20 protein-coding genes are annotated in these 20,500 nt (G+C 33.9%); 12 read left to right on the forward strand and 8 right to left on the reverse strand.

Annotation, left to right across the window (positions count from 1 at the left end; genetic code table 11):
• Window positions 1-57: 57 nt before the first annotated feature.
• Window positions 58-1,521 (forward strand): serine hydrolase domain-containing protein, encoded by a 1,464-nt coding sequence (locus J2772_RS08640; protein WP_209915683.1) that lies wholly within the window; start codon window positions 58-60, stop codon window positions 1,519-1,521.
• Between the two features lie 142 nt (window positions 1,522-1,663).
• Here the strand turns inward: J2772_RS08640 and J2772_RS08645 are convergent, their stop codons facing one another.
• Window positions 1,664-2,776, reverse strand: coding sequence for a nuclear transport factor 2 family protein (locus J2772_RS08645; RefSeq protein ID WP_209915685.1), 1,113 nt, complete (start codon window positions 2,774-2,776; stop codon window positions 1,664-1,666).
• A 493-nt stretch (window positions 2,777-3,269) separates the two neighbouring features.
• On the opposite strand from J2772_RS08645, the gene J2772_RS08650 reads away from it, so the two are divergent.
• From J2772_RS08650 to J2772_RS08675, 6 genes are all read left to right on the forward strand, one after another.
• Window positions 3,270-4,037, forward strand: coding sequence for a sensor histidine kinase (locus J2772_RS08650; protein WP_209915687.1), 768 nt, complete (start codon window positions 3,270-3,272; stop codon window positions 4,035-4,037).
• Window positions 4,034-4,747: a LytR/AlgR family response regulator transcription factor gene (locus tag J2772_RS08655; protein ID WP_209915690.1), complete on the forward strand. Its 714-nt coding sequence runs from the start codon at window positions 4,034-4,036 to the stop codon at window positions 4,745-4,747. Before J2772_RS08650 ends, J2772_RS08655 begins: the two co-directional genes overlap by 4 nt.
• Window positions 4,748-5,146: 399 nt before the next feature.
• Window positions 5,147-5,605 carry a hypothetical protein gene (locus tag J2772_RS08660; protein ID WP_209915692.1) on the forward strand — a complete coding sequence of 153 codons (459 nt, stop codon included), beginning with the start codon at window positions 5,147-5,149 and terminating at the stop codon, window positions 5,603-5,605.
• 28 nt (window positions 5,606-5,633) lie between these two features.
• Complete coding sequence (locus J2772_RS08665) at window positions 5,634-6,332, forward strand: hypothetical protein (RefSeq protein WP_209915694.1); 699 nt, start codon at window positions 5,634-5,636, stop codon at window positions 6,330-6,332.
• A gap of 6 nt (window positions 6,333-6,338) precedes the next feature.
• Complete coding sequence (locus J2772_RS08670; protein ID WP_209915696.1) at window positions 6,339-7,052, forward strand: DUF1266 domain-containing protein; 714 nt, start codon at window positions 6,339-6,341, stop codon at window positions 7,050-7,052.
• Window positions 7,053-7,068: 16 nt separating this feature from the next.
• The gene (locus J2772_RS08675; protein ID WP_245365183.1) at window positions 7,069-8,430 is read left to right on the forward strand and encodes a serine hydrolase domain-containing protein; all 1,362 of its coding nucleotides are present in this window, start codon (window positions 7,069-7,071) and stop codon (window positions 8,428-8,430) included.
• Between the two features lie 201 nt (window positions 8,431-8,631).
• Here the strand turns inward: J2772_RS08675 and J2772_RS08680 are convergent, their stop codons facing one another.
• Complete coding sequence (locus J2772_RS08680; protein WP_209915697.1) at window positions 8,632-8,775, reverse strand: hypothetical protein; 144 nt, start codon at window positions 8,773-8,775, stop codon at window positions 8,632-8,634.
• Between the two features lie 179 nt (window positions 8,776-8,954).
• Between J2772_RS08680 and J2772_RS08685 the strand changes: the two genes are divergently transcribed.
• The 5 genes from J2772_RS08685 (at window position 8,955) to J2772_RS08705 (ending at window position 14,359) form a co-directional block, all read left to right on the forward strand.
• Window positions 8,955-10,700 carry a CocE/NonD family hydrolase gene (locus J2772_RS08685; RefSeq protein WP_209915699.1) on the forward strand — a complete coding sequence of 582 codons (1,746 nt, stop codon included), beginning with the start codon at window positions 8,955-8,957 and terminating at the stop codon, window positions 10,698-10,700.
• 260 nt (window positions 10,701-10,960) lie between these two features.
• Window positions 10,961-11,548: a hypothetical protein gene (locus J2772_RS08690; RefSeq protein ID WP_209915702.1), complete on the forward strand. Its 588-nt coding sequence runs from the start codon at window positions 10,961-10,963 to the stop codon at window positions 11,546-11,548.
• Window positions 11,549-12,265: 717 nt separating this feature from the next.
• Complete coding sequence (locus tag J2772_RS08695; protein WP_209915705.1) at window positions 12,266-12,550, forward strand: hypothetical protein; 285 nt, start codon at window positions 12,266-12,268, stop codon at window positions 12,548-12,550.
• Between the two features lie 250 nt (window positions 12,551-12,800).
• Window positions 12,801-13,157 carry a hypothetical protein gene (locus J2772_RS08700; RefSeq protein WP_209915706.1) on the forward strand — a complete coding sequence of 119 codons (357 nt, stop codon included), beginning with the start codon at window positions 12,801-12,803 and terminating at the stop codon, window positions 13,155-13,157.
• 290 nt (window positions 13,158-13,447) lie between these two features.
• The gene (locus J2772_RS08705) at window positions 13,448-14,359 is read left to right on the forward strand and encodes a terpene synthase family protein (protein WP_245365195.1); all 912 of its coding nucleotides are present in this window, start codon (window positions 13,448-13,450) and stop codon (window positions 14,357-14,359) included.
• Window positions 14,360-14,885: 526 nt separating this feature from the next.
• On the opposite strand, the gene chrA is transcribed toward J2772_RS08705, so the two are convergent.
• The 6 genes from chrA to J2772_RS08735 form a co-directional block, all read right to left on the reverse strand.
• Complete coding sequence (gene chrA / locus J2772_RS08710; RefSeq protein ID WP_209915711.1) at window positions 14,886-16,016, reverse strand: chromate efflux transporter; 1,131 nt, start codon at window positions 16,014-16,016, stop codon at window positions 14,886-14,888.
• 42 nt (window positions 16,017-16,058) lie between these two features.
• Window positions 16,059-16,505, reverse strand: a complete 447-nt coding sequence (locus J2772_RS08715) for a DoxX family protein (protein ID WP_209915713.1) — start codon at window positions 16,503-16,505, stop codon at window positions 16,059-16,061.
• A 771-nt stretch (window positions 16,506-17,276) separates the two neighbouring features.
• Window positions 17,277-17,834 carry a hypothetical protein gene (locus tag J2772_RS08720; RefSeq protein WP_209915715.1) on the reverse strand — a complete coding sequence of 186 codons (558 nt, stop codon included), beginning with the start codon at window positions 17,832-17,834 and terminating at the stop codon, window positions 17,277-17,279.
• Window positions 17,834-18,511 carry a DUF6973 domain-containing protein gene (locus tag J2772_RS08725; RefSeq protein ID WP_209915716.1) on the reverse strand — a complete coding sequence of 226 codons (678 nt, stop codon included), beginning with the start codon at window positions 18,509-18,511 and terminating at the stop codon, window positions 17,834-17,836. Before J2772_RS08725 ends, J2772_RS08720 begins: the two co-directional genes overlap by 1 nt.
• Before the next feature lie 24 nt (window positions 18,512-18,535).
• Entirely contained in the window at window positions 18,536-19,732 is a 1,197-nt protein-coding gene (locus J2772_RS08730; RefSeq protein WP_209915718.1) for a LicD family protein, read from the reverse strand.
• Window positions 19,716-20,429, reverse strand: coding sequence for a 2-C-methyl-D-erythritol 4-phosphate cytidylyltransferase (locus tag J2772_RS08735; protein ID WP_209915720.1), 714 nt, complete (start codon window positions 20,427-20,429; stop codon window positions 19,716-19,718). Before J2772_RS08735 ends, J2772_RS08730 begins: the two co-directional genes overlap by 17 nt.
• Window positions 20,430-20,500 lie beyond the last annotated feature (71 nt).

Consider the following 20,500-nt stretch of genomic DNA (forward strand, 5'->3'; position numbering starts at 1 on the left):
GACAGTTGGCTGAACAATAAAAACTTTTACCCTAAAAGAAAATAATACCATAATATCATGAAAAATATTCTTTATTTACTAATTACTGCACTCATCATGTTGAGCTGCCATACAAGAAAAAATATAGTAATTTCAAAAGGAAATGCAAATTTTCTTACAGACAGTTTACATATTGAAAAGCAATTAGAAAAGCACAAGCTTCCAGGATTTAGTCTTGTTGTTTTTGAAAATTATAAAATTGTATACTCAAGCCAGTGGGGAGTAAAATCAATAGATTCTAAAGAAAAAATAAATGAAAATACGGCTTTCTCTACGGCGTCAATTTCAAAACCAATAACGGCACTCCTTTGCCATATTCTTGAAGAAAAAGGTCTGATAAACCTTAATGATCCTATAGATAAATATTTAAAACGCTGGCATTTGCCAAAAAGCAAGTTCACTGAAAATAATAGCCCAACCTGGAAACAGTTTTTTAATCATACAGCTGGTACAAGTCAGGGTGGATTTGAAGACCATTACGAAGGAGATGTCATTCCAACTATAAAACAAAGTCTTCTAGGACAGATCCCAAGATATGATAAGGAAATTGAATTCCTGTTCACGCCCGGGACCAGTTTTGAATATAGTGGTGGTGGATATGTAATTGTTCAAATGGCCTTAGAAGATACTTTGAATAAATCTATTGCAGAACTGGCACAAGAGTATATTTTTTCTCCGCTTGGTATGAAAAATACCACAATGATCCAACCTAATGAAAAGGGTTTTCCACCAAATGTGGCTCTAGTGCATGATAAAGACGGAAAAGTGATTAGAACAGGATTGCCGATAACCCCACAAGTAGGAGCTTCTGGAATGTGGTCAACCCCAACTGATTTAGCCAAGCTTTCTATTGAGATACAAAACGCTTTACGCAATAAAAACAACAAGGTGATTTCTCATCAGGTAGCAAAAAAAATAACGGAAGTGACCGCTTTTAAAAATGCTGTTGGTGGCTGGAGTTATGGATGGCAAAAATCTTTTGGTTATAATAACTATGATTGGTTTTCCTGTAATGGTTCTAATACTGGAGTTGGGGGTAATATTCTGGCTTCTATGACAGATGGTAACGGCATGGTATATCTTGCCAACGGTGAAAAGCCAAATCGTTTTCCTGTGATGAATACTACCAGAATAAAGGTTCTTACATTGATGAACTGGAACAAGACAACTCATGACGATATTCAGGAAATCCCATTAGATCTAAAAAAACAGCTTATAGGAACTTATGATGACTTCCTTTATGGGCAGGGCATGGAAACCAAAATAGTAGAGAAGAATAACCGTCTTTATGTTCAATCTATGCTTTTAGATTTTTTTAAAGGAAAAAATGAGAATGAGTTACTGTATCTGAAAAATGGAACCTTCAAAATTGTAGATTATCCGAATGCATTAAAATTTGATTTCAGCAATGGAAAGGTAAACTCTGTTGTCCTAACAAGAGATGCCATGAAAACAGAAGTTCAAATGATTAAAAAACTTTAAATAAAAATATGATTCAATGAACAGTCTTCCGACTATTCATTGAATCATATTTAACTTTGGTATATTTGAATATATTCTTACCAAAGTAAGATGGTTATGTATTTAAAGATATTATTTATCATGAACATTTCCGGCTACTTTTCTATTCTATGTTCTCTATTAATTGTATTATTTTCTTTGCCACCTCGCTAGATGATTGAAAATTTTGCCCGGTAATCACTCTTCCATCGGCTTCAACATGCGGAACATTCCTGCCGGAAAATTGAAACTTACCACCTCTTGATTCTATCGTCTTCTGAATTAAAAATGGAAAATGTTTAAAATATTCACCATCTTGTTTTTCGTAAAGATCAGGGTAGCCACTTATTCTTTTTCCATCAACTAAATATTTTCCATCTTGGGTTTTTAAATGGGCAATACCGGCTGTACCATGGCAAACTGAAGATATAATACCCATGTTTTTTTCATATACATTTAAGGCGATTTGCTGAATTTCTTTACTTTCAGGTACTTGGTACATTGCACTTCCCCCACCAATATAATGCACTGCTTTATAATTTCTATAGTCAATTTCTGAGGGTTTTTGCGTATGCCCAACAGCATACATGAAATTCTGATCATAAAGGTATTTTTCTTGCAACGTATCAGAAGTATTAATATAGGCTAAAGGAATGTTTCCGCCTTCAGGGCTTACGAAATCTATAGTATATCCTTCGGTGGTAAAAGTATGGTAGGCATTTACAATTTCCACAAAACTGTTTCCTGTAGAGATCGTAGAATTTCCATAGAAGTGAGCATTAGATACAATAAACAATATACGTTTTCCAGATTTATTGGTGGACATGCTGCTTGCTGTTTTACTGATGATTTTCCACTCACCCTGGATTTTCTTAAGTAAAAACATATCCATGAATTCCTGCTTTTTCTTCGGTATGAGTATTTCAGCCTTAGCAATCGCAATATCATTATAAAATTCTATTGAAAGAATCCTGCCCAATCGGCCATTAAATAATCCTTTTTCTCCCTTTTTAAACCATTGTATATATTCAGCAACCGGCACTATCCATATCGGTTTTTCATTATGGCTTAGATATAAGTCAGCCTCTGGATAAAAAGCTTTAGAGATACTCTCAGGCTCATTATAAGAAGTACCGTTTAGGTAATTTTCAATACATTTTTGAATAGCTGCCTGTTCAGATTGTCCGGATAACTGCCCAAATACCAGTAACAAAAGACATAAAATTGAGATTTTCATAGATGAATTATATTTTATGGAAACAAATGTATATAGTGTGGTATATACTTCTCACAGGGGTTCAACACATTCAGTTATTATTTTAACCAATAGAGCAATTGAAACGACAAAATGATTGGTAAGATGGAATAGGCAATCTATTGAATATAATTATGTATTTGTTGAAAAGTATTCAATATCCTGTATAAATCTTTTTAAGCTTAGTATGATATGCCTACTTTTAGACTCTTATATTTTCAGGTCATATATGTTCAGTAAAAAAGCTTTTTTTTGGTATCAGCTGGTGGGTTGGCTCATTGTTTACTTGCTATTCATGCTGTATACTTATCTACGAATAGGAGAAGCGATATATGCAGCTGCTATAGCGACCTGTGCTTTTTTCTGCTTTGCGGGCATTGTATATACTTATTCATTATGTATCTATCCTAAACTATACACACAAAACAGAATCCTTTTTTTTATATCAGCAATTCTGCTTCTCGTATCCAGTTCCTTGATAAGGATATATGTAGAGGCTCATTTCATCGCTCAGCTTTATAGTGGAAAATCATTTTTTAATGCCAGTATAGCACATATTTCCTATGTTGTTGTGACAAATTTTGTAGCATTAGTGCTGGCAGTTTTACTGAAACATGTTTCCATATCTTTTGTAATCATGAAAAAGCAAAAAGAAATGGAAAGAAAGCAGCTAATGACAGAAATGAAATTGTTGAAAGCGCAGCTACAGCCTCACTTTCTTTTTAATTCTTTGAATAATATCTATTATGAAGCCTATAAGGAAAGCCCTAAGGCTGCCCAGCTCATTGAAAAATTATCTGAAGTAATGCGCTTTTTTCTGGAAATCAATATGAAAGATAAAATTCCAGTGGAAACTGAGATTTCATTTATAAGAAATATAATTGATCTTGAGCAGATACGCTGCTATAATCCAGTACATGTAGAGATCAATAATAATGTAGGTTCGGGGGTATATATTCCTCCTATGCTGATGGTTCCATTGGTTGAAAATGCTCTGAAACATGGTATTGATAAAAGAAGTTCCAATAACTATATACTGATAGATATACAGGTAACAGCGAACAATATTTCTTTCAGTATCAGAAACCACTTACATACCACTATTCGGGAACGTAATATATCCGGAACAGGGTTAAAGAACCTGAAAGAGAGATTAATATTGTTGTATACAGATAATTATACATTGCAAACTTTTGAACAGGAAAGTGACTTTATTGCCAATCTAAATATCCCAAGAAAATGAAAATAAAATGTGTAATAGTGGATGATGAGCCCAATGCAGCCAAACTTTTGGAAGATTATATAAACCGTGTTCCGTTTTTGGAACTGTGCGGTATTTTTTTTGATGGAGAGAAAGCTTTAGAAAATATGGCGTACAAAACGATTGATATTATTTTTTTGGATATCAATCTGCCTGGCCTCAATGGACTGGAATTAGCAAGCATGTTTTCTACAAAAACCAAAATTATTTTTACAACAGCCTATACACAATATGCGGTAGAGAGTTATGAAAAAAATGCTATTGACTATTTACTGAAGCCTATTTCATTCAATAGATTTCTTTCCTCTATTGCCAAAGCAAAAGAATATTTTGGACCACAAACTTTTCCTAATAAGGTCATTCAAAACGAAGAACAACAGGATTCTTTCTTTATTAAAACAGGTTATGAAACGGTTAAGATAAATTTTAAAGATCTGAAGTATATAGAAGGATCGAGAGAATATGTTTTCCTGCATACCACTCAGGGAAAGGAGATGTGCTATAAGAGAATGAAAGAATTGGCAGAACGTTTACCCGAATATTTTGTGAGGCTACATCATTCTTTTATTGTAAATATCAATCATATCAGTAAAATTGATGCTACGCAGGTATTTATTGACGGGGATAGGATTCCAATAGGAACTACGTATAAAGAAATTTTTGGAAGCATTATAAAAAATAGATCTATCTGAATACACAGGTAATATCTTAACTGTTGTTTTAATTAGTTGTAAATCATAATCTTGTGATTACTCGTACTTTTTAAAAAAAGATTCGTACTCATTTTTCTGTGCAAATATGGACAAATACTTTTATTCGGTCGCATAAATTGAATGCCTTCTACATATTTGTATCAAACAAATTTTAACCCCAAATAGAATTCAATGAAAATGGTTTTATGTACTAATTCTTATATTAAAAGAATACTAGTATTAAAACTAGATGAAGGTAAAAATACCTTATGACATTGATTTTCGTAAGGCAGATTGAAGTGCAAATTTCAATTAAACTTAGGCTTCGGTGCATCAATTTCCCTACATCCAAAAATCATGTCTAAAAACCATATACGAGCTAAAATTAAATACCGAAAAATGATAAAAAAAATTCTCTTACTATCTTTTGTTTCAAGCCTAGCAACAAATCTTATTTCAGCAAAGGCGAAAATTCCATTTGGAAAGGTTGATAAAATAGAAATAATAGCAGATTTACCGAACACTGAGAAATATGCTGTAAGTAAAGACTCAAAAGAATACCTGGATTTAGCAAGAATGCACCAGGAATATAATATTGCCTGGGTTATTCCGGTCTGGATAACGCAGGAACCCAAATTGGTCTTAGCAAAAAAAGAAAGTGACGAATATTTCGAATTAACCAATGAACAGTTAGATCAGGTTATGAATGAAAATAAACTGAATAAAGAAGGTCTTTTGCAGCTTGGGCTTTACACACAATATGGAGGAAAATTCATAATAGTATTGATTATCGGACTTATTCTCTATGGGATTTTTTCTAAAGACAAGCCTAAAAAAGTAAATCCAACAACTATTTAAATAGTAAAAAACTTAAACCAAATAAAAAATGAATCCATTATTTTTAATTCCAGTCGTAGTAATAATTGCAGGGATAGTTTTCATGATTATCATGAATAAAAAACACAAAACTGCAAAATCAGAAATTGATTTAGATTCTGAAAGAACTAAATATAACCAGTATAAGCAAGAGCTTTTAGCTCAGGATTTTCCAAAAATAACAGAGTGGATGAGAGGGAAGCGAATTGATGCTTTTACTTCTGCATCTGTTCCCCAGTCAACAACCAATAAGATGCAGGAACTTGTAACAGACGGACTAAAAAATGTAGCATTATCTGCAATAGGGGTAAAGCTTAGACGTATTGAAACAGACTCTTTCTGGGTTTTAAGTGGAAACGATTTACATTTTTTCAGCACTGATACAGTTGGTGAATTAGATGAACACATTGTATTTGATAATTTTAGAATCGAACAAGCCACGCTTCAGTATGGAGGTATCCTGAAATCGCAATTGGGTGTTTATGCCAAATCATCAGAAGAATATTTACCCAAAACACATGTTATCACTTTTGATATAGATGGAAGCTCCTTATCTCTTGAAATTCATGATAGACTTAATTATAGGGTTGATCCTGAAGATATGCTCAACCTGAAAAAGCAATTGAAAACAAGAGCAAAATATCAGGTAGTCGGCGAAAAATTGGCGGAAATTTTACAAGACAGATTTCCTAATTTAAAAATGTCTTAATATAGCATGGGGCTTTTATCAAAATTTTTAAATTCATTTAAAAGCATACGATTAAATGATAAAAATAGAGTAAATGGCTATTTATTGGATCATTTGCTGGTAGGTTCAATGTATGCCGAACAACAGTCGGCATACTTGAATTCTTATGAAACAGGGGTAAACAAATCTGATATTAGAGAGCTAGTTGAAACCTATTGGGGGATATCAGATCAAGATCAGGCTATAGAAATTCTCCAAAGCTTGCATACCAGAAATCAGGATGAAGATATTGATGTGGTATATAAAGCATTTGAAAATTCAGAAAACTATGTTGAAATTTTAAGATCAAATCTCCCCAATGAAGAGGACGTTTTTGAATATTACCTGAATCTGTTCAGAACATTGAAAAATGTTGTTCCTGAATTAATTGAGCAGAAAATTATCACAGATTTTACTCAGTTAAAAAAAATAAAAGATAGTGGCTGGAATTATGGAAGAAGTGTGTTTTTAGCGCGTTGCTGCCACGAATTAGGTTATATTTCTGAAAAAGAACTCATTGAATATTTAGCAAAATCCCACAAGGAATTGAAAAAATATTGCAGCACCTGGAAGGAATACACAACGAGTTATATTTTTGGAAGAGCAATGTGGGGTGGAGGCCATAATGCTGGAATGATACAGATAGCAGATGATCTGCTGAATAACAGTCAAAGTCCACTCAAAAATAAAACGTATATCTGATTAGAAAAAAGTAAGTATGAAAAACTCAAAATTAATATTTCTTTTAGGAGTTAGCTTGCTCTCTTTCAAGGGCCTTTCACAAACCAAAATGACTGAAAGAAATGTCAACGTAACGAAGAATCGGATCAGTCTTCCTGATAAGTTGTCACAATACATGAAAGCCCAGGCAGATGTGAATGGGTTTAGCGGTACTGTTCTGATTGTCAGAAAAGATTCTGTGCTTCTGCGGGAGGCTTATGGCTATGCAAATTATGAATGGAAAGTAAAAACAACTCCCAATACAAAATACAGTTTGGCTTCTGTAAGCAAGCAGTTTACGGCTGCTGCTATTCTTCAACTGGCAGAACGTAAACTTTTATCATTAGACGATAAACTGAATACATATTTTCCAGACATTCCCAAAGGAGATCAGATCACCCTTCATATAATGCTTTCTCATATGTCCGGACTTTCAATGGATTTTGATGAACTCTATCTGAATCAGGTTTCCTTAACCCGGAATGATGTATTGAATTATATTTTTCAAAAAAAGCTTTTATTTACGCCCGGAGAGCAGACGGCATATAGTAATATTGGTTATTATTTGCTGGCTCGCATTATAGAAAAAATAAGCGGTAAAAGCTATTCGGAGTATTTGAAAGAAAACATTTTTGTTCCACTGAAAATGGCTGAAACTGGAGTGATGACCAATGATGAGGTGGTTGTCAATATGGCTGACAGATATACCAGGAAAGGAAAAGATTATAATAAAAATCCATACATCAACTGGGAGTTCAATATTGGACATGATGGCATCTATTCAACAGCAGATGACCTTTTAAAATGGGATAAAGCTTTATATGGTACAACCGTTTTAAGTGAAAAGATGAAACAATTGATGTTTACATCCTATAATGACCAAAATTTTGGATATGGTTTTTTGGTCAATCCTTTCTACAATCAAGGGCATCAATTAATTGCTCATGATGGAGGTTTCTTTGGGGCAATGACTTCTTTAAACCGCTATGTAGATGATGGCTTGCTTATTGTCGTTCTTTCTAATAATCAGTCCCCTGCATATATGTTGGCATACGGATTAGCGGCTATATGTTTTGATAAAGATGTAGAACTTCCTTATCATCATCAGAAGGTTAAAAATAATGGAGCACTTTATCCGCTTTTTACAGGAAATTATGATGGTATTAAAATTCTTGAAAATAATGGAAAGCTCTATTATAACGACCTTGATATTGAACTGTTTCCGGAATCCGATACTAAATTTTTTAGGTCAGATGATGATAACAGGACAGTCGAATTTATTAAAGATTCCAAAGGGAAATATTCAACGATTAAGCTGACTAAGGCAGGAGTAGGAGAGATACGAAAGAAAAAAGATTAAGAGTGTTGTATAATCCTGAAAATACATGATGATATACTTTGAAAGTGTAGTATTAGTATATATCCAATGCACAGTAAACTATACGTATGCAAAGAGACCGGCATCAGTATCCTCATGGATAAGATGTCGGTCTTTCTGTATGAAACTATCATTCTTATATCCTGTAGTCTTCAGAATGTTAAGAGTGTTCAGTGAACGGGATTAGCTTAGGTTACGCCTAGCACCTTTGCCACCATCAGCATTAATGATTGAACCTATAATAAAACTGTTTTTTGCAACGGTGTACACCATTTCTGCAATGTCATCAATTTCTCCAACTTCTCCAACTCTGTTCAGTAAGTACAAACCAGCACTCTGAATGAATAGAATATAGATAATTTTTATTCACAAATTACCACTACATTAGTGCTTTAAAAAAGCAACTCATTATTTTGAATTAAAAAAAATAATGAAACTGTTTTCTGGTATGTATAAGTAAACCCAACATAAACTTCCCAGTTTCTCAAATAAACTAAAAATAACTAATGAAAACATTTTTGAATTTCATCATTCTATTTCTGGCATTTTTCACCGGTTCAGCACAACAAACTCGAAAAATAAAGTCGGAGGATTTAAAAAGTATCTACAACATACAAGATAGTGTTTTAGTAAAAACGAGAGACGGAGCAACATTATCTTTAATGATTGTGAGAAAAAAGGGAGATGAAAATCCTAAACCTGTAATCCTTCAATCCACTATTTATGTTAGAGACAAAGGTAGAGATATTATCTCATTAAAGAGATCCGCAGACAATGGCTACGTGGGTGTTATTGCTTATGCGAGAGGAAAAAGATTTAGTCCTGACGAAATATTTCCATATGAAAATGATGCCAATGACACTTATGATGTTATCGACTGGATTAGCAAACAAAAGTGGTGTAATGGAAGTGTTGGCATGTATGGCGGAAGTTATAATGGCTTTACTCAATGGGCAGCATGTAAAACCCTGCATCCAGCCCTTAAAACAATTGTACCATCAGTTGCTGCACGACCAGGTCAGGGGTTACCTGTAGAAAATAATATTTTCGTCAACCCAAATTACGAATGGTCATTTTATGTTGGAAATAATAAATATCTGGATACTATAGCCGGAAATGACAGAAAACGTTTTCGTGAAATGCAGAACAGATGGTGGGAAAAAGGAATCGCTTATAAAAAATTAGACAGTATAGATGGTGTTCCTAATAAATGGTTTCAACGATGGATAAGTCATCCATCTTTTGATAGCTATTGGCAAAAAATGACACCTTATAAAGAAGATTTTACACAAATAAAAATTCCAATTTTAGCCTTTGACGGATATTACAATGATGGCCAAAGCTCTGGATTGTACTATCTAAGAGAACTTCAAAAATATAGCCCGCAAACACCTGCATATCTTATCATTGGACCTTATGGGCATTTTGGGACACAGAGCGGCGGAGAAAGTGTTTTGTACGAATACAAGGTTGATCCGGTTGCATTGTTTGACATTAATAAAATTACTTATCAATGGTTTGATTATATATTAAAAAATGGAACTAAACCGGAAATTCTAAAGGATAAAATTAACTATGAGGTAATGGGAGCCAATGAATGGCGGAGCGCCCCATCAATTGATAAAATGAGTAATGGTTTTTTAACACTTTACTTAACCAATGATAAGGCTGGTAAGTACTATGCTCTGAATCTAAAGAAACCTGTTAAAAATAGTTTTTTATCGCAAGAAGTTGATTTTGCAGATAGAGAGAAAACAAATAATGATTATTATCCGGAGCCCCTTATTCGGAAAGAAATAGATACAACCAATGGATTTAATTTTATTAGTGAACCTTTAAAAGAATCCATATTGATTAATGGCTCATTTCTAGGAACCATTAAGGCAAGTATTAATAAGCTGGATATGGACATTGGTGTAACATTATATGAAGTAATGCCCAATGGAGAATATTTTCACTTATCTTATTTTATTGGACGGGCCAGCTACGCAAATGATATCACCCATAGAAAATTATTAAAACCAAATGTTATTGAAACTATTCCGTTCTCTAATACCCACTTGGTAAGCAAACGACTAAGCAAAGGAAGTAGATTATTAGTATATCTAAATATAAATAAGAATCCATTTTCTGAATTAAATTACGGAACAGGTAAAACAGTAACTGAAGAAACCATTAAAGACGCCAAAGAGCCATTAAAAGTGAAATGGTACAACGACAGTTTTGTTAAAATCCCCATATTAAAAGACTAATTTGGAATGAGATTTTATGACATTAATAAAAGTAATGGAGGTACATTTACAACTTTGTGATCTTAGACTAGAAAATCTATGAGATACATGCAGTAGAGTTGATGATGTAAACTATTTCTACTATTGGCATATTAAGTGTATTATGGAAAGGAATTCAATACTGTGCTAATATTGAGCTGAATATGTATATATTTACTACTGGAGGCTGTGGTTTTCTTTTAGAAAGAAATCACTTTATTTAACTAACCTTTTGGACAGTAATGAAGACTTATCAATTCTGTTTTAATAATAACAATAAGACCTTAGCTATTTTGTTTTGGTTTTTTACCACATTACTGACTATTACCCTAACAACAACCATTGTAGTGATACCTTCGGAAGCTTATTTTCCGAGCTGGCTCTTGCTGTTATCTTTTCCGTTAATGTTAATATCCATTTACAGACTTTATAAAGTAGCATCAAAGAGAAAGTCAATAGAAATAATTACGTTAAATAAAGAAGGATTTACCAGTTCCTGTTTCGGTTCTGTTTTATTTTCCGATATAAGAGCTATCAAAATTCCTGCTCGGGAAATATCATTGTTGGGTGGAGTAAACTATGATTATTACAAACGAACCGAAGCGGATACTCCTCATCTCGTCATTTCAATTACGACTTACGATGGCAAAATATTACATTGGGTTTTAGAAGAGTGGGGTGGGTTTTATAACTCAAAAGCAGACTTTTTAATTTTCTTTGAGTTTCTCACAGCACTAACCGATCAACTTTACCAACTTTACTACGATAACAAACCTACTTGCAATTATTTAAAAATCCTTGATGAAAATGGTTCCTGGGAAAAAGATTGAGAACAGAGTGATGTATAATTGTTTGATTTACAGTGGTTAATATTGTTTTTTTTAATCATCAAGCTTACGATTTTAAAAAAAATAATAATTTCTCCAAATCAAGACTATATAGAATCCATTAGCCCTCTTTAAGAATTATTTAATAACCACTTGAGTATTTTAGACCATGGAATTCTATAACAATTCTATTTTCTTTTGCTCAAATTTTTGTGCTTTAATGCTAAAAGAACAAGAAAAGGGATAATAATCAGCAATGGGACCATGAACTGGTTGGTGAATTATCAATTTATTCATGAGGTAGATTTTGATCTTATTAAAGGGTTATTTATTATCTAATTGGGATATTTTGATTGACCACTTTAGCTCCTATATCAATCATTATGGGCTCTCATTCATCGAGTTTGATGATGTTATAATATTACAATTTTTTTAGAATTTACCTTTTCAAATACAAATGCAAAAAATTTCATTGGAAACTGTGTACTCTTGAAATGAAGCCCGTTAAAACGGGGAAAGACAACGACAAACTCAACTAAATAGACACTGATGCTCAGATTTATTACATTATTTTTGGGAGTTAAATGTATTTACAATCCTCAATATTATGGGGATTCGGCTACATTATAACATAAATAATCATAATTATGTGAAATAAAACATAATAATAATTAAATAAAATTATACATTAGCGTAAAAACTAAACCAAACTTACACAATATGGATAATGAAAATTTTAGTACCCTTGAACTTCTTCGTCAACAGTTCAGGCATCCCTTCCCTAAGTTAAAAAATCCAAATGCCGAACAACTACAGCAGATTACCGAAAATCAATGGATCGATGGAGAGTATCTCTGGTTGTATGAGCAGAATCCCGACCTTCGGAAAAAGTACAAAAAAATCAAAACAGCACATATTGCTGCTCAATGGTTTCCCACTGCTCCCCTTGAAAAGGTCAAACCCATCTGCAGATTAATGTTATGGACTCTGTACTCTGTACAGTGATGATCTCTATGAAGAAAGTGAGCCGGAAGATATTGGATATGTACACACCCAGTCTATTGCGATATTGAAAGGTGAAATAACCGCTAAGGATTCTGGAATACCTTTAGGGCCTATGTTAGCTTCTTTAAGAGAAGAACTCTTGTAAGTTATACCACATTGTCCGTTTTACGCAAATGATCAGTTGGTATTTTACAGGATTGGAAACAGAATTAAAATACAAGAAAAATAAAGTTTATCTCATTGTGAGTGAATGTATTGCATTGAGCGAAAATTCTGTCTGTCTCTATCCTTTTCTACAGCTTACGGAGTTAGAAACAGAAATTGTGCTTCCACCGTAGATTCATGCACATCCTGTCGTCATTCGCCTGCAAACACTTGCCTGCCATTGGGTTACTTTTTTAATGAAGTACAATATGTACTGAAGAATGAAGCAACTGACAGTATTTACTATAATATCGTAAAAGTGACCCAACACGAACAGCAAATGTCCCTTAAAGAAGCTTGTATTGAAGATTTACGTCTTCACAATGAAGATCTGAAAGGGTTTTTAGAATTACAAGCCAATCTTCCTGATTTTGGAATCTGGCAGGACGTAGTGGTCAACTAGGTATATTATATGAGCATGGGGCTGAGCGGATGGAAAAATACATCGACCGTTATACCGCAGCTGAATTTCTTGGGGCAGCAGAACTAAAAACGAAGCTGAATAAGCTTCAACAATAATTTGTATAAGAATATTTTTAATTTAAAATATCTTACCATAATAACAACCTTTCAAACATCAATTTAACACTTTAATTTAGAAAAAAAATGAAACCAGAAGATTACAACCCGTCGAATTACCTGCCTCAAGGTTATTACCCTTGGCCGGATAAAATCAATGCTAACGTGGAGCAAATGGGCATTGATTACAGAAACTGGATTGATACTGATTATGTATATTTATCTGAAAATATACGTGAACGATACAAGAGCATGAACCTGCACAGGTGTTCGGCAAGAATGTATCCTTATGCAAGTTATGAGCGTGTAACACCTATGCATCGGTATGTTGTTTTCCATACCATATTTGACGATCAGCTTGAATATGCAACCGAAGAAGAGGTCAGTAGATATTGTGACCGACTCGTAGCAATATTCAGGGGAGACAGCCTTACTCCAGAGGATCCCGGATATTTCATTCAGGCTGCCAAAATCAGAGATGAATTTCGTGCTTTTATGCCTGATGAATGGATGAAACGCTTGGCAGATACTTTTTACACTGTTACAAGATATGGTGCTCAAGAAGAGGCAACTTATAAGGCGACGCAAACAGTACCTTCACTTGCATTATTTAAAGTAATCCGGGAATATTCAATTGTAATATTTCCTTATTTCTATTTGGTTGATGCAGAGTTTCATACCTTTTTAACAGAAGAGGTAGAGCGCCATCCTGTGATACAGCGTGTTCGATCCCTATGGTCAAGAATTATTGCCTGGCAGAATGATATCCAGGGATTGAAAAAAGAACTAAGCAAAGATACCGAAGTTATGAATATCGTTATCGTCTTACAGAGAAACTATAACTTGTCATTGGAAGATGCCATGACTGAAGCTATGAAGATTCATGATGATGATCTTGCAGAACTTGTTGCTTTACAGGAAGACCTTCCCGACTTTGGGAAGTATCAGGAAGAGATAAAACAATTGTTCCTAGGCTGGGGTAGTCTGATACAAGGTCTGAATACTTTTTACCTGCTAGATACAAATCGTTATGATCCAGAATGCTTTGCATGGCCTGATCGGGAAACTGAAGATACATCACTTTAGATTATAATTGATTTCATCACAAACATTATAGATAATGATATATAATGGATTGATAAAATAATCAACCAACAACTCTATAACAAAAACAGCATCAATCTTGATGCTGTTTTTGTTAAACACTCTTTTTCTGATGTCATAATTAGTACTAACACCTTGAAGATAACCAACCATCAATGATCAATATAGCTAAGTAACCTGTTATAAATGAATATAATAATTTGTATAAAGCCAAAAACAAGTTAATTAAATTTCTCTCAATTGAATATAAAAAATGATTGAGGGAATTTTAGAATTTTGTTTTTAAATAATTGTTAACCAGTTTATAGAGTAATTAGACTGGTTAAGTACAGTAAATTAACCTTTGAATGAGAGTCAAAAATATGCTACATACCCCTAAAATCATAAAACCAACCTAATCTCAATAGATTAAAAAAAATAGATTACTTAGCAAAGAACTTAATAAAAAAGATTCCGATAAAAATAAAATTAACTTCTTAAGTGCTGTCTGTTTCCATATTAACTTATTTTAAATGGCAATCAGAATATATCCTAAAAATGACCCTCCCAAAACTATAAACGCACTATTGATTTTTTTGAAATTAAAAACAATAATTGCACTGATTACTGCAATTAAAATTGTTCGCCAATCGGTAATGGTTTCTTTACCCATCTCATAACACACAGCTGCAATTATTGCTACTGATGCAACATTTACAGCATCTAAAAAGATGGACAACCATTTAGAATTTCTTAGCTTTTTCATTAACGGATTGAGGAGTGCCACAAAAACAAATGAGGGAAGAAAAATAGCTATAGTTGAAACAATAGCTCCTGAAAGTCCATTTATCTGGAAACCAATAAATGTTACAGAAGAAAAAACAGGGCCCGGGGTGAACTGACCTACTGCAATCGCATCCATTAGTTGTTGTCTTGTGAGTAGACCTGTTGCTACCAGCTCTGTATCCAAAAAGGCAAACAGCACATATCCGCTGCCATAGAGTATGGAACCAATTTTGAGGAATGTCCAGAATAATTGGGCATTGGTGGCCGTCCAAAAAGTTGTCTGTGTGATTTGCAGGAAAGCAAATGGCACAATACTTTGAAACGTATCTGCCTTTCTGTTTTGAAAATAATACACAACCAAGGTAAACAGACCCGCTCCAAACATCAAGTAGATTTCATTTACTCCAAATACAGCAGCTATCAAAACTACAATCCCTACGATCCCTAAAAATAATGATTTGACAGACTTTCTTGCCAATGGATAGATTGCACCAATAATCACAGCGATGATGGCAGGTTTGATGCCGTAGATAAATGGCTGTACTTCAGGTAGCTGCCCATAATGATGATATAACAATGCAAATATTCCGGTAATCAAAACCGCAGGTAGGATGAAACATAATCCGGCTATTAGCAATCCTTTCCAGCCTCCTTTATCATAACCGATATGGATAGCCATTTCGGTGCTGTTGGGTCCCGGAATAAGGTTGGTTGCTCCGAGGAGATCCAAAAAATGCTGCTCACTCATCCATTTTCGTTTTACTACCACTTCATCATGCATCATGGCAATGTGGGCTGCGGGGCCTCCAAAACCGATGATGCCCAACTTTGCGAAGACTTTTGCGATTTCTTTTAAGTGTAGATTATTTTTCATTTTAACTATCTTAATTCGATCTCATCTCTTAATTTTAAAATTTCAGGATTGAATCTTATTGTTTTTAGAGGTATTCATAAAGCTATCAACAGACCATTGACCTCCTCCTTTTATCAACAGAAATATACTTCCCAACAACATTGCCCAATCTGTCCGACTTCCGTGCATCATTTCCCAAAATCCTTTATTAGCTAAAACTTCTGATTTGGTGGTTGCAATTGCTACTAACATAATAATGAGTAGTGGAATGCTTGCCAGCCTTGTTAAAAGCCCAATAAGGATAAATACTCCACATAGGATTTCAAAAGAGCCTACGAAGCTTCCTAAAAACTCTGGTATGGGTAAACCAATTTTAGCAAAGCGGCCGGCTCCTAATGTTTCTGCAAACAAAAATTTCTGTATACCTTCTGAAAGAAATACTGCCCCTACCAACAGCCGGATTAGAAAGGTTGCTTTTGAGGTATCTGTTTGAATGATTTTCTTAAACATTTATTTTCGTATTGGTGATTGTCTGTCGGTTGGAGTTTTTACAGTAAAGAAAGGTGCTTTTTTCTATTGCATGACAGCTAACACAGCTGTTGGTATGCATCCGAAAATTTTCATTAAAGATATATCAATGGTTTGAAAATTCTATTTACCCCGATACAAAATGTGAATATCCCTAGTATTAAGGGTTTTGTCTAAATCGAGGGGCAAATAGGGTTTACCTTTTTTTAACTAATAATAACTATATCTAAATTATATATTTTCAATAAATTAACCAAATACTACAAATTAGAAATTTGCATAACAAAAATTAGATCTGTATCGGTAAAAAACAGTTGAAAAATACTACTGTAGAATCCTTAATACTGTCAAAAATTGAAGGTGATATTCTTTAACTTGAATAATAACAAACAATACCACCGCCATGGCGGTGGTATTGTTATGAAGATCAAATAAAATTCTTGTAATTACGATTGTTATTTGTATTTATTCTATCTGTTACAGCTTATTGCTATTCATAATATTGAAAAATTAATAAGTAAATGGAATTGGAAAATTTATCTTTACTTCTGTACCCAAACCTAGGCCCATCTGCTACAGCTGCCTAAAACACCTGCATAAAAATTATTATTTTTTAGGATTGTCGAAAAAAGATTATTACTTTCTTTATATCATATACTTTTCGCCTGTCTTTAAGGTCGATATCTACAAATAAAGGCTGTCTTTTGGGCGAACTCAATAAAACAGAAAGGATTTAAGTAAATAGTTATACTTTTAATCTTTCACTCTTACTCCGAGGCCAAATTTTGGATTGTTTATTTTTTGACCTTGTGCATTATGATAATAAATTTGATAGGTTTCAAAAACAGCTTTCTCCTTCGGAATTTTTGCATATGCATTATCTCCAAAGTTGTTTACTAACTTCAAAAAATGGTACGCTTTGATTGATGTGGCAGAGTCAAATATCTCCTTATCAACAGTAGGCTTTTGTAGAATATAATGTACAACATTATTATTTTTCAAAAATAGTAACATCGCTGTATTATCACTCTCCAAACTGTAATCGTAGTTTTGTGAAATTTTTATTCCAAGCGCCTGCTCTGTCATTTCTTTAGGATTTATTGCCATTTGTACAATTAATGTATCCCAGTCAAAACAATTTGCTTCATCCCTGACATTTAATATTTCACCAACTTTGTTTTCCTTATTAATTTTAGGAGTAAGCCTGTCTTCTAATTTTGTTAAGCAGTCCGTATTGGATTGTGCTTGACAAGAAAATGTAAAAAACCCTAATAGTAATAGGGTCAAAAAATTTAGCCTTTTTATTCTCATTAAGGATGTGTTTTTATTTGTCCACTTGCAACTGCAGTATTAAAGTCATTTATAAACTGTTGCATGTTATTGTCTGGATTTCCATGTTGAGAAAACCAGTTGAATCCCCAATTATTATTATGTAAATCCATTGTATTGTCAGGTCCTGGATTTACTGTTTCATGAAGCGTATGAAATTCTTTAGCCTTTGCCAGCCCGATATCTGCTGCGTCCATTGCTGACCACATGGCATGTCTTAATGCATCATATACATTATCCACTTGTCCTTTTCCGTATTGAGCTGCCATGGCGGCGTTATGTCGCATTTTATCACGGTCTGCACCTGATGTATTTAAGAATAGCCACAAAGCCTCTCTGGCAGTGGGTGTTTCCAAAATTCCATCTGCTTCATTCGTATTATTTCCATCTGGATCACCCCCTCCATCTGGAGGGAACGGATTATCATCATCACCCCCATGAGGTGGATTATCGTCATCCCAGGTTGGAGGATTGCTTCCATCATCATATCCTCCATCATCAGTGCCGCCGTCATCACTGCCTGGAGTAGGAATAATAACTTCCGGGATGTCATGTACATCACTTTGTCCGCCTGCAAGCCCTCCCTTGAAAGAATACAGTTCATTTTCCGTCAACAGTTCCAGTGTACTGTTGAGCTCGACTACTTTCGGGTCTCTCATGTATTTAAAATTTAAAGGTTATTATCAATGGTTAATAAGCCGACCTCTGCCGTCGGTCTGGATAGGAGCAATTATACTATCAATACAGTTTTCTTTTTTGCGGTGTGACCAGGAGAAAACTTTAATGTATTTGTCCCAGTTTTTATACATCTTTTGCAAAATAGATTCGTGAGCTGCAGGAATAAGGATTGGTGCCTCATAAAGATTATAAGCCCTTCCCGGAAAGTAATCGGTAATAAGTGTCTGATAACCGTCTGAAGTTATATATGAATCATTCCCTTTGTGGAAAAGCAGCCAGATGTCTACAAATGGGAATGTATAATCATAACCTTCCTTGTATTCACCATTTTGATAGAAAAATTTGTAATATTCGGATCCCGTTTTATGCCAAATACGTTTTGTACATTTGATGATATTATCATTTTCCACTGCACGCAAAAGAAGCTGAATTTCATTCTCATCCATGCATAGATCAATATCATCATCCCATGGCATAATATCATCGTGCCTTATAATACCCAGAAGGGTTCCTGCATGGGCAAAAAGACTTAAATTAAGTTCTCTTGCTTTAATAGCAAGATATTTGAGTATATCGACTGCCTGTTCTTTATGCTTTGTTTCCCATAAATTGATTTCTTTTATTTTTTGCATAAAAAAGGATCCTCTTTTCTTGTATACAGGACAATTCTCTTCGTCATATTCAAACCATTCGGTATCAATTATAAGCGTTTTCAAAGAATTATTAAAAGAAGATTCCAGTATTTCTTCATCAATGGGCTGCTTTATATTTTTTAAACTGTTAAGCTTTGCAATTTTTTCACCATTGAGAACATAGATATAACTCCCCCAATAATATCCGAGTCTGCTAGGAAATATTTCATTCCGTAAGCTGATATCCTGTTGCAATTTATTATATGGAATTATTAAATCCCATCTATTGGGGAGCGAATAGATGTCTTTACACAGTTCTTTGTATGTGCTATTTAGTTTTACATCGTTTTCTATAATGATGCAAGGTTCTGTTATTCCATTTTTTGAAATATATTCCCAGATAAAAATGTGAGCTGAGTAATTCTGAATATCTGTCGGAGACATTTCAAACCCATATTTATCTTTATGGAAATTCTGATCGTTTTCTGCTAATGATATATTGGAGTTGATTTCAACTGTTATATCATCAGTCGTAAAGGTTATGGTTTCTTCTTTAATATGAAATATCATGTATTAGTTTTGTTTTTTGTAATGCTTTTGCAGTAATGTAATCTATTGGAAGTGTTATTTTTATATTTTCCTCGTTGCCTTCGACTAGTTTTATGGTATATCCACAATATTCAGCAACTGTTGCATCATCAAAAAAAGATGACTGGTAGGGAGTCTGATAAGCAGCTTTTATAATTTCTGACTTGAAAACCTGAGGGGTCTGAACAACTTTAAAATCACTGCGATTCATGCTCCGATTATCTTCGCCATCTGTTATTCTTATGGTAGGAATCATTGCTACTACCGGAACAATAGCACCATGCTTTATTACTTCTGAGAAAGCTCTATGTATTACCGTTTCACTTACAAATGGTCTAACGCCATCGTGAATTCCGATATAGCATTGATTATCGGTAATCGTATCAATTGCATTTTTTACAGAATGAAATCTTTCATTGCCCCCGATTACAATTTTAATTGGCTTTAGATAATGGTATTGCTGGCATAGATGATCCCAAATCTCCAGATGTGATTTATTAAGAACCAGAATGATTTCAAAAAAATGGTTTGGGTGGTTTAAGAATTTATCGATGGTATGGATTAGTATTGGTTTACCATCAAGTAAAAGGAACTGTTTTGCATTTTCTGCTCCCATTCTGTTACCCTTACCAGCTGCCACAATTATAATGTATTTCTTCGTTCTCACCAATCGTTCCATTTTGTTGATGTCAAAACTAGAATATAAAAATTGCACCGATATGAATGGACTGTGAACATTTCGTTAATTGT

Source organism: Chryseobacterium jejuense (assembly GCF_017877355.1).
GTDB classification, from domain to species: Bacteria; Bacteroidota; Bacteroidia; order Flavobacteriales; family Weeksellaceae; genus Chryseobacterium; species Chryseobacterium jejuense_A.

Excerpts from the sequence above, each read along its gene's own strand:
- J2772_RS08640 (WP_209915683.1), top strand. The coding sequence starts at position 58 with ATGAAAAATATTCTTTATTTACTAATTACTGCACTCATCATGTTGAGC.
- J2772_RS08645 (WP_209915685.1), bottom strand. The coding sequence starts at position 2,776 with ATGAAAATCTCAATTTTATGTCTTTTGTTACTGGTATTTGGGCAGTTA.
- J2772_RS08655 (WP_209915690.1), top strand. The coding sequence starts at position 4,034 with ATGAAAATAAAATGTGTAATAGTGGATGATGAGCCCAATGCAGCCAAA.
- J2772_RS08660 (WP_209915692.1), top strand. The coding sequence starts at position 5,147 with ATGATAAAAAAAATTCTCTTACTATCTTTTGTTTCAAGCCTAGCAACA.
- J2772_RS08665 (WP_209915694.1), top strand. The coding sequence starts at position 5,634 with ATGAATCCATTATTTTTAATTCCAGTCGTAGTAATAATTGCAGGGATA.
- J2772_RS08670 (WP_209915696.1), top strand. The coding sequence starts at position 6,339 with ATGGGGCTTTTATCAAAATTTTTAAATTCATTTAAAAGCATACGATTA.
- J2772_RS08675 (WP_245365183.1), top strand. The coding sequence starts at position 7,069 with ATGAAAAACTCAAAATTAATATTTCTTTTAGGAGTTAGCTTGCTCTCT.
- J2772_RS08685 (WP_209915699.1), top strand. The coding sequence starts at position 8,955 with ATGAAAACATTTTTGAATTTCATCATTCTATTTCTGGCATTTTTCACC.
- J2772_RS08690 (WP_209915702.1), top strand. The coding sequence starts at position 10,961 with ATGAAGACTTATCAATTCTGTTTTAATAATAACAATAAGACCTTAGCT.
- J2772_RS08695 (WP_209915705.1), top strand. The coding sequence starts at position 12,266 with ATGGATAATGAAAATTTTAGTACCCTTGAACTTCTTCGTCAACAGTTC.
- J2772_RS08700 (WP_209915706.1), top strand. The coding sequence starts at position 12,801 with ATGTATTGCATTGAGCGAAAATTCTGTCTGTCTCTATCCTTTTCTACA.
- J2772_RS08705 (WP_245365195.1), top strand. The coding sequence starts at position 13,448 with ATGGGCATTGATTACAGAAACTGGATTGATACTGATTATGTATATTTA.
- chrA (WP_209915711.1), bottom strand. The coding sequence starts at position 16,016 with ATGAAAAATAATCTACACTTAAAAGAAATCGCAAAAGTCTTCGCAAAG.
- J2772_RS08715 (WP_209915713.1), bottom strand. The coding sequence starts at position 16,505 with ATGTTTAAGAAAATCATTCAAACAGATACCTCAAAAGCAACCTTTCTA.
- J2772_RS08720 (WP_209915715.1), bottom strand. The coding sequence starts at position 17,834 with ATGAGAATAAAAAGGCTAAATTTTTTGACCCTATTACTATTAGGGTTT.
- J2772_RS08725 (WP_209915716.1), bottom strand. The coding sequence starts at position 18,511 with ATGAGAGACCCGAAAGTAGTCGAGCTCAACAGTACACTGGAACTGTTG.
- J2772_RS08730 (WP_209915718.1), bottom strand. The coding sequence starts at position 19,732 with ATGATATTTCATATTAAAGAAGAAACCATAACCTTTACGACTGATGAT.
- J2772_RS08735 (WP_209915720.1), bottom strand. The coding sequence starts at position 20,429 with ATGGAACGATTGGTGAGAACGAAGAAATACATTATAATTGTGGCAGCT.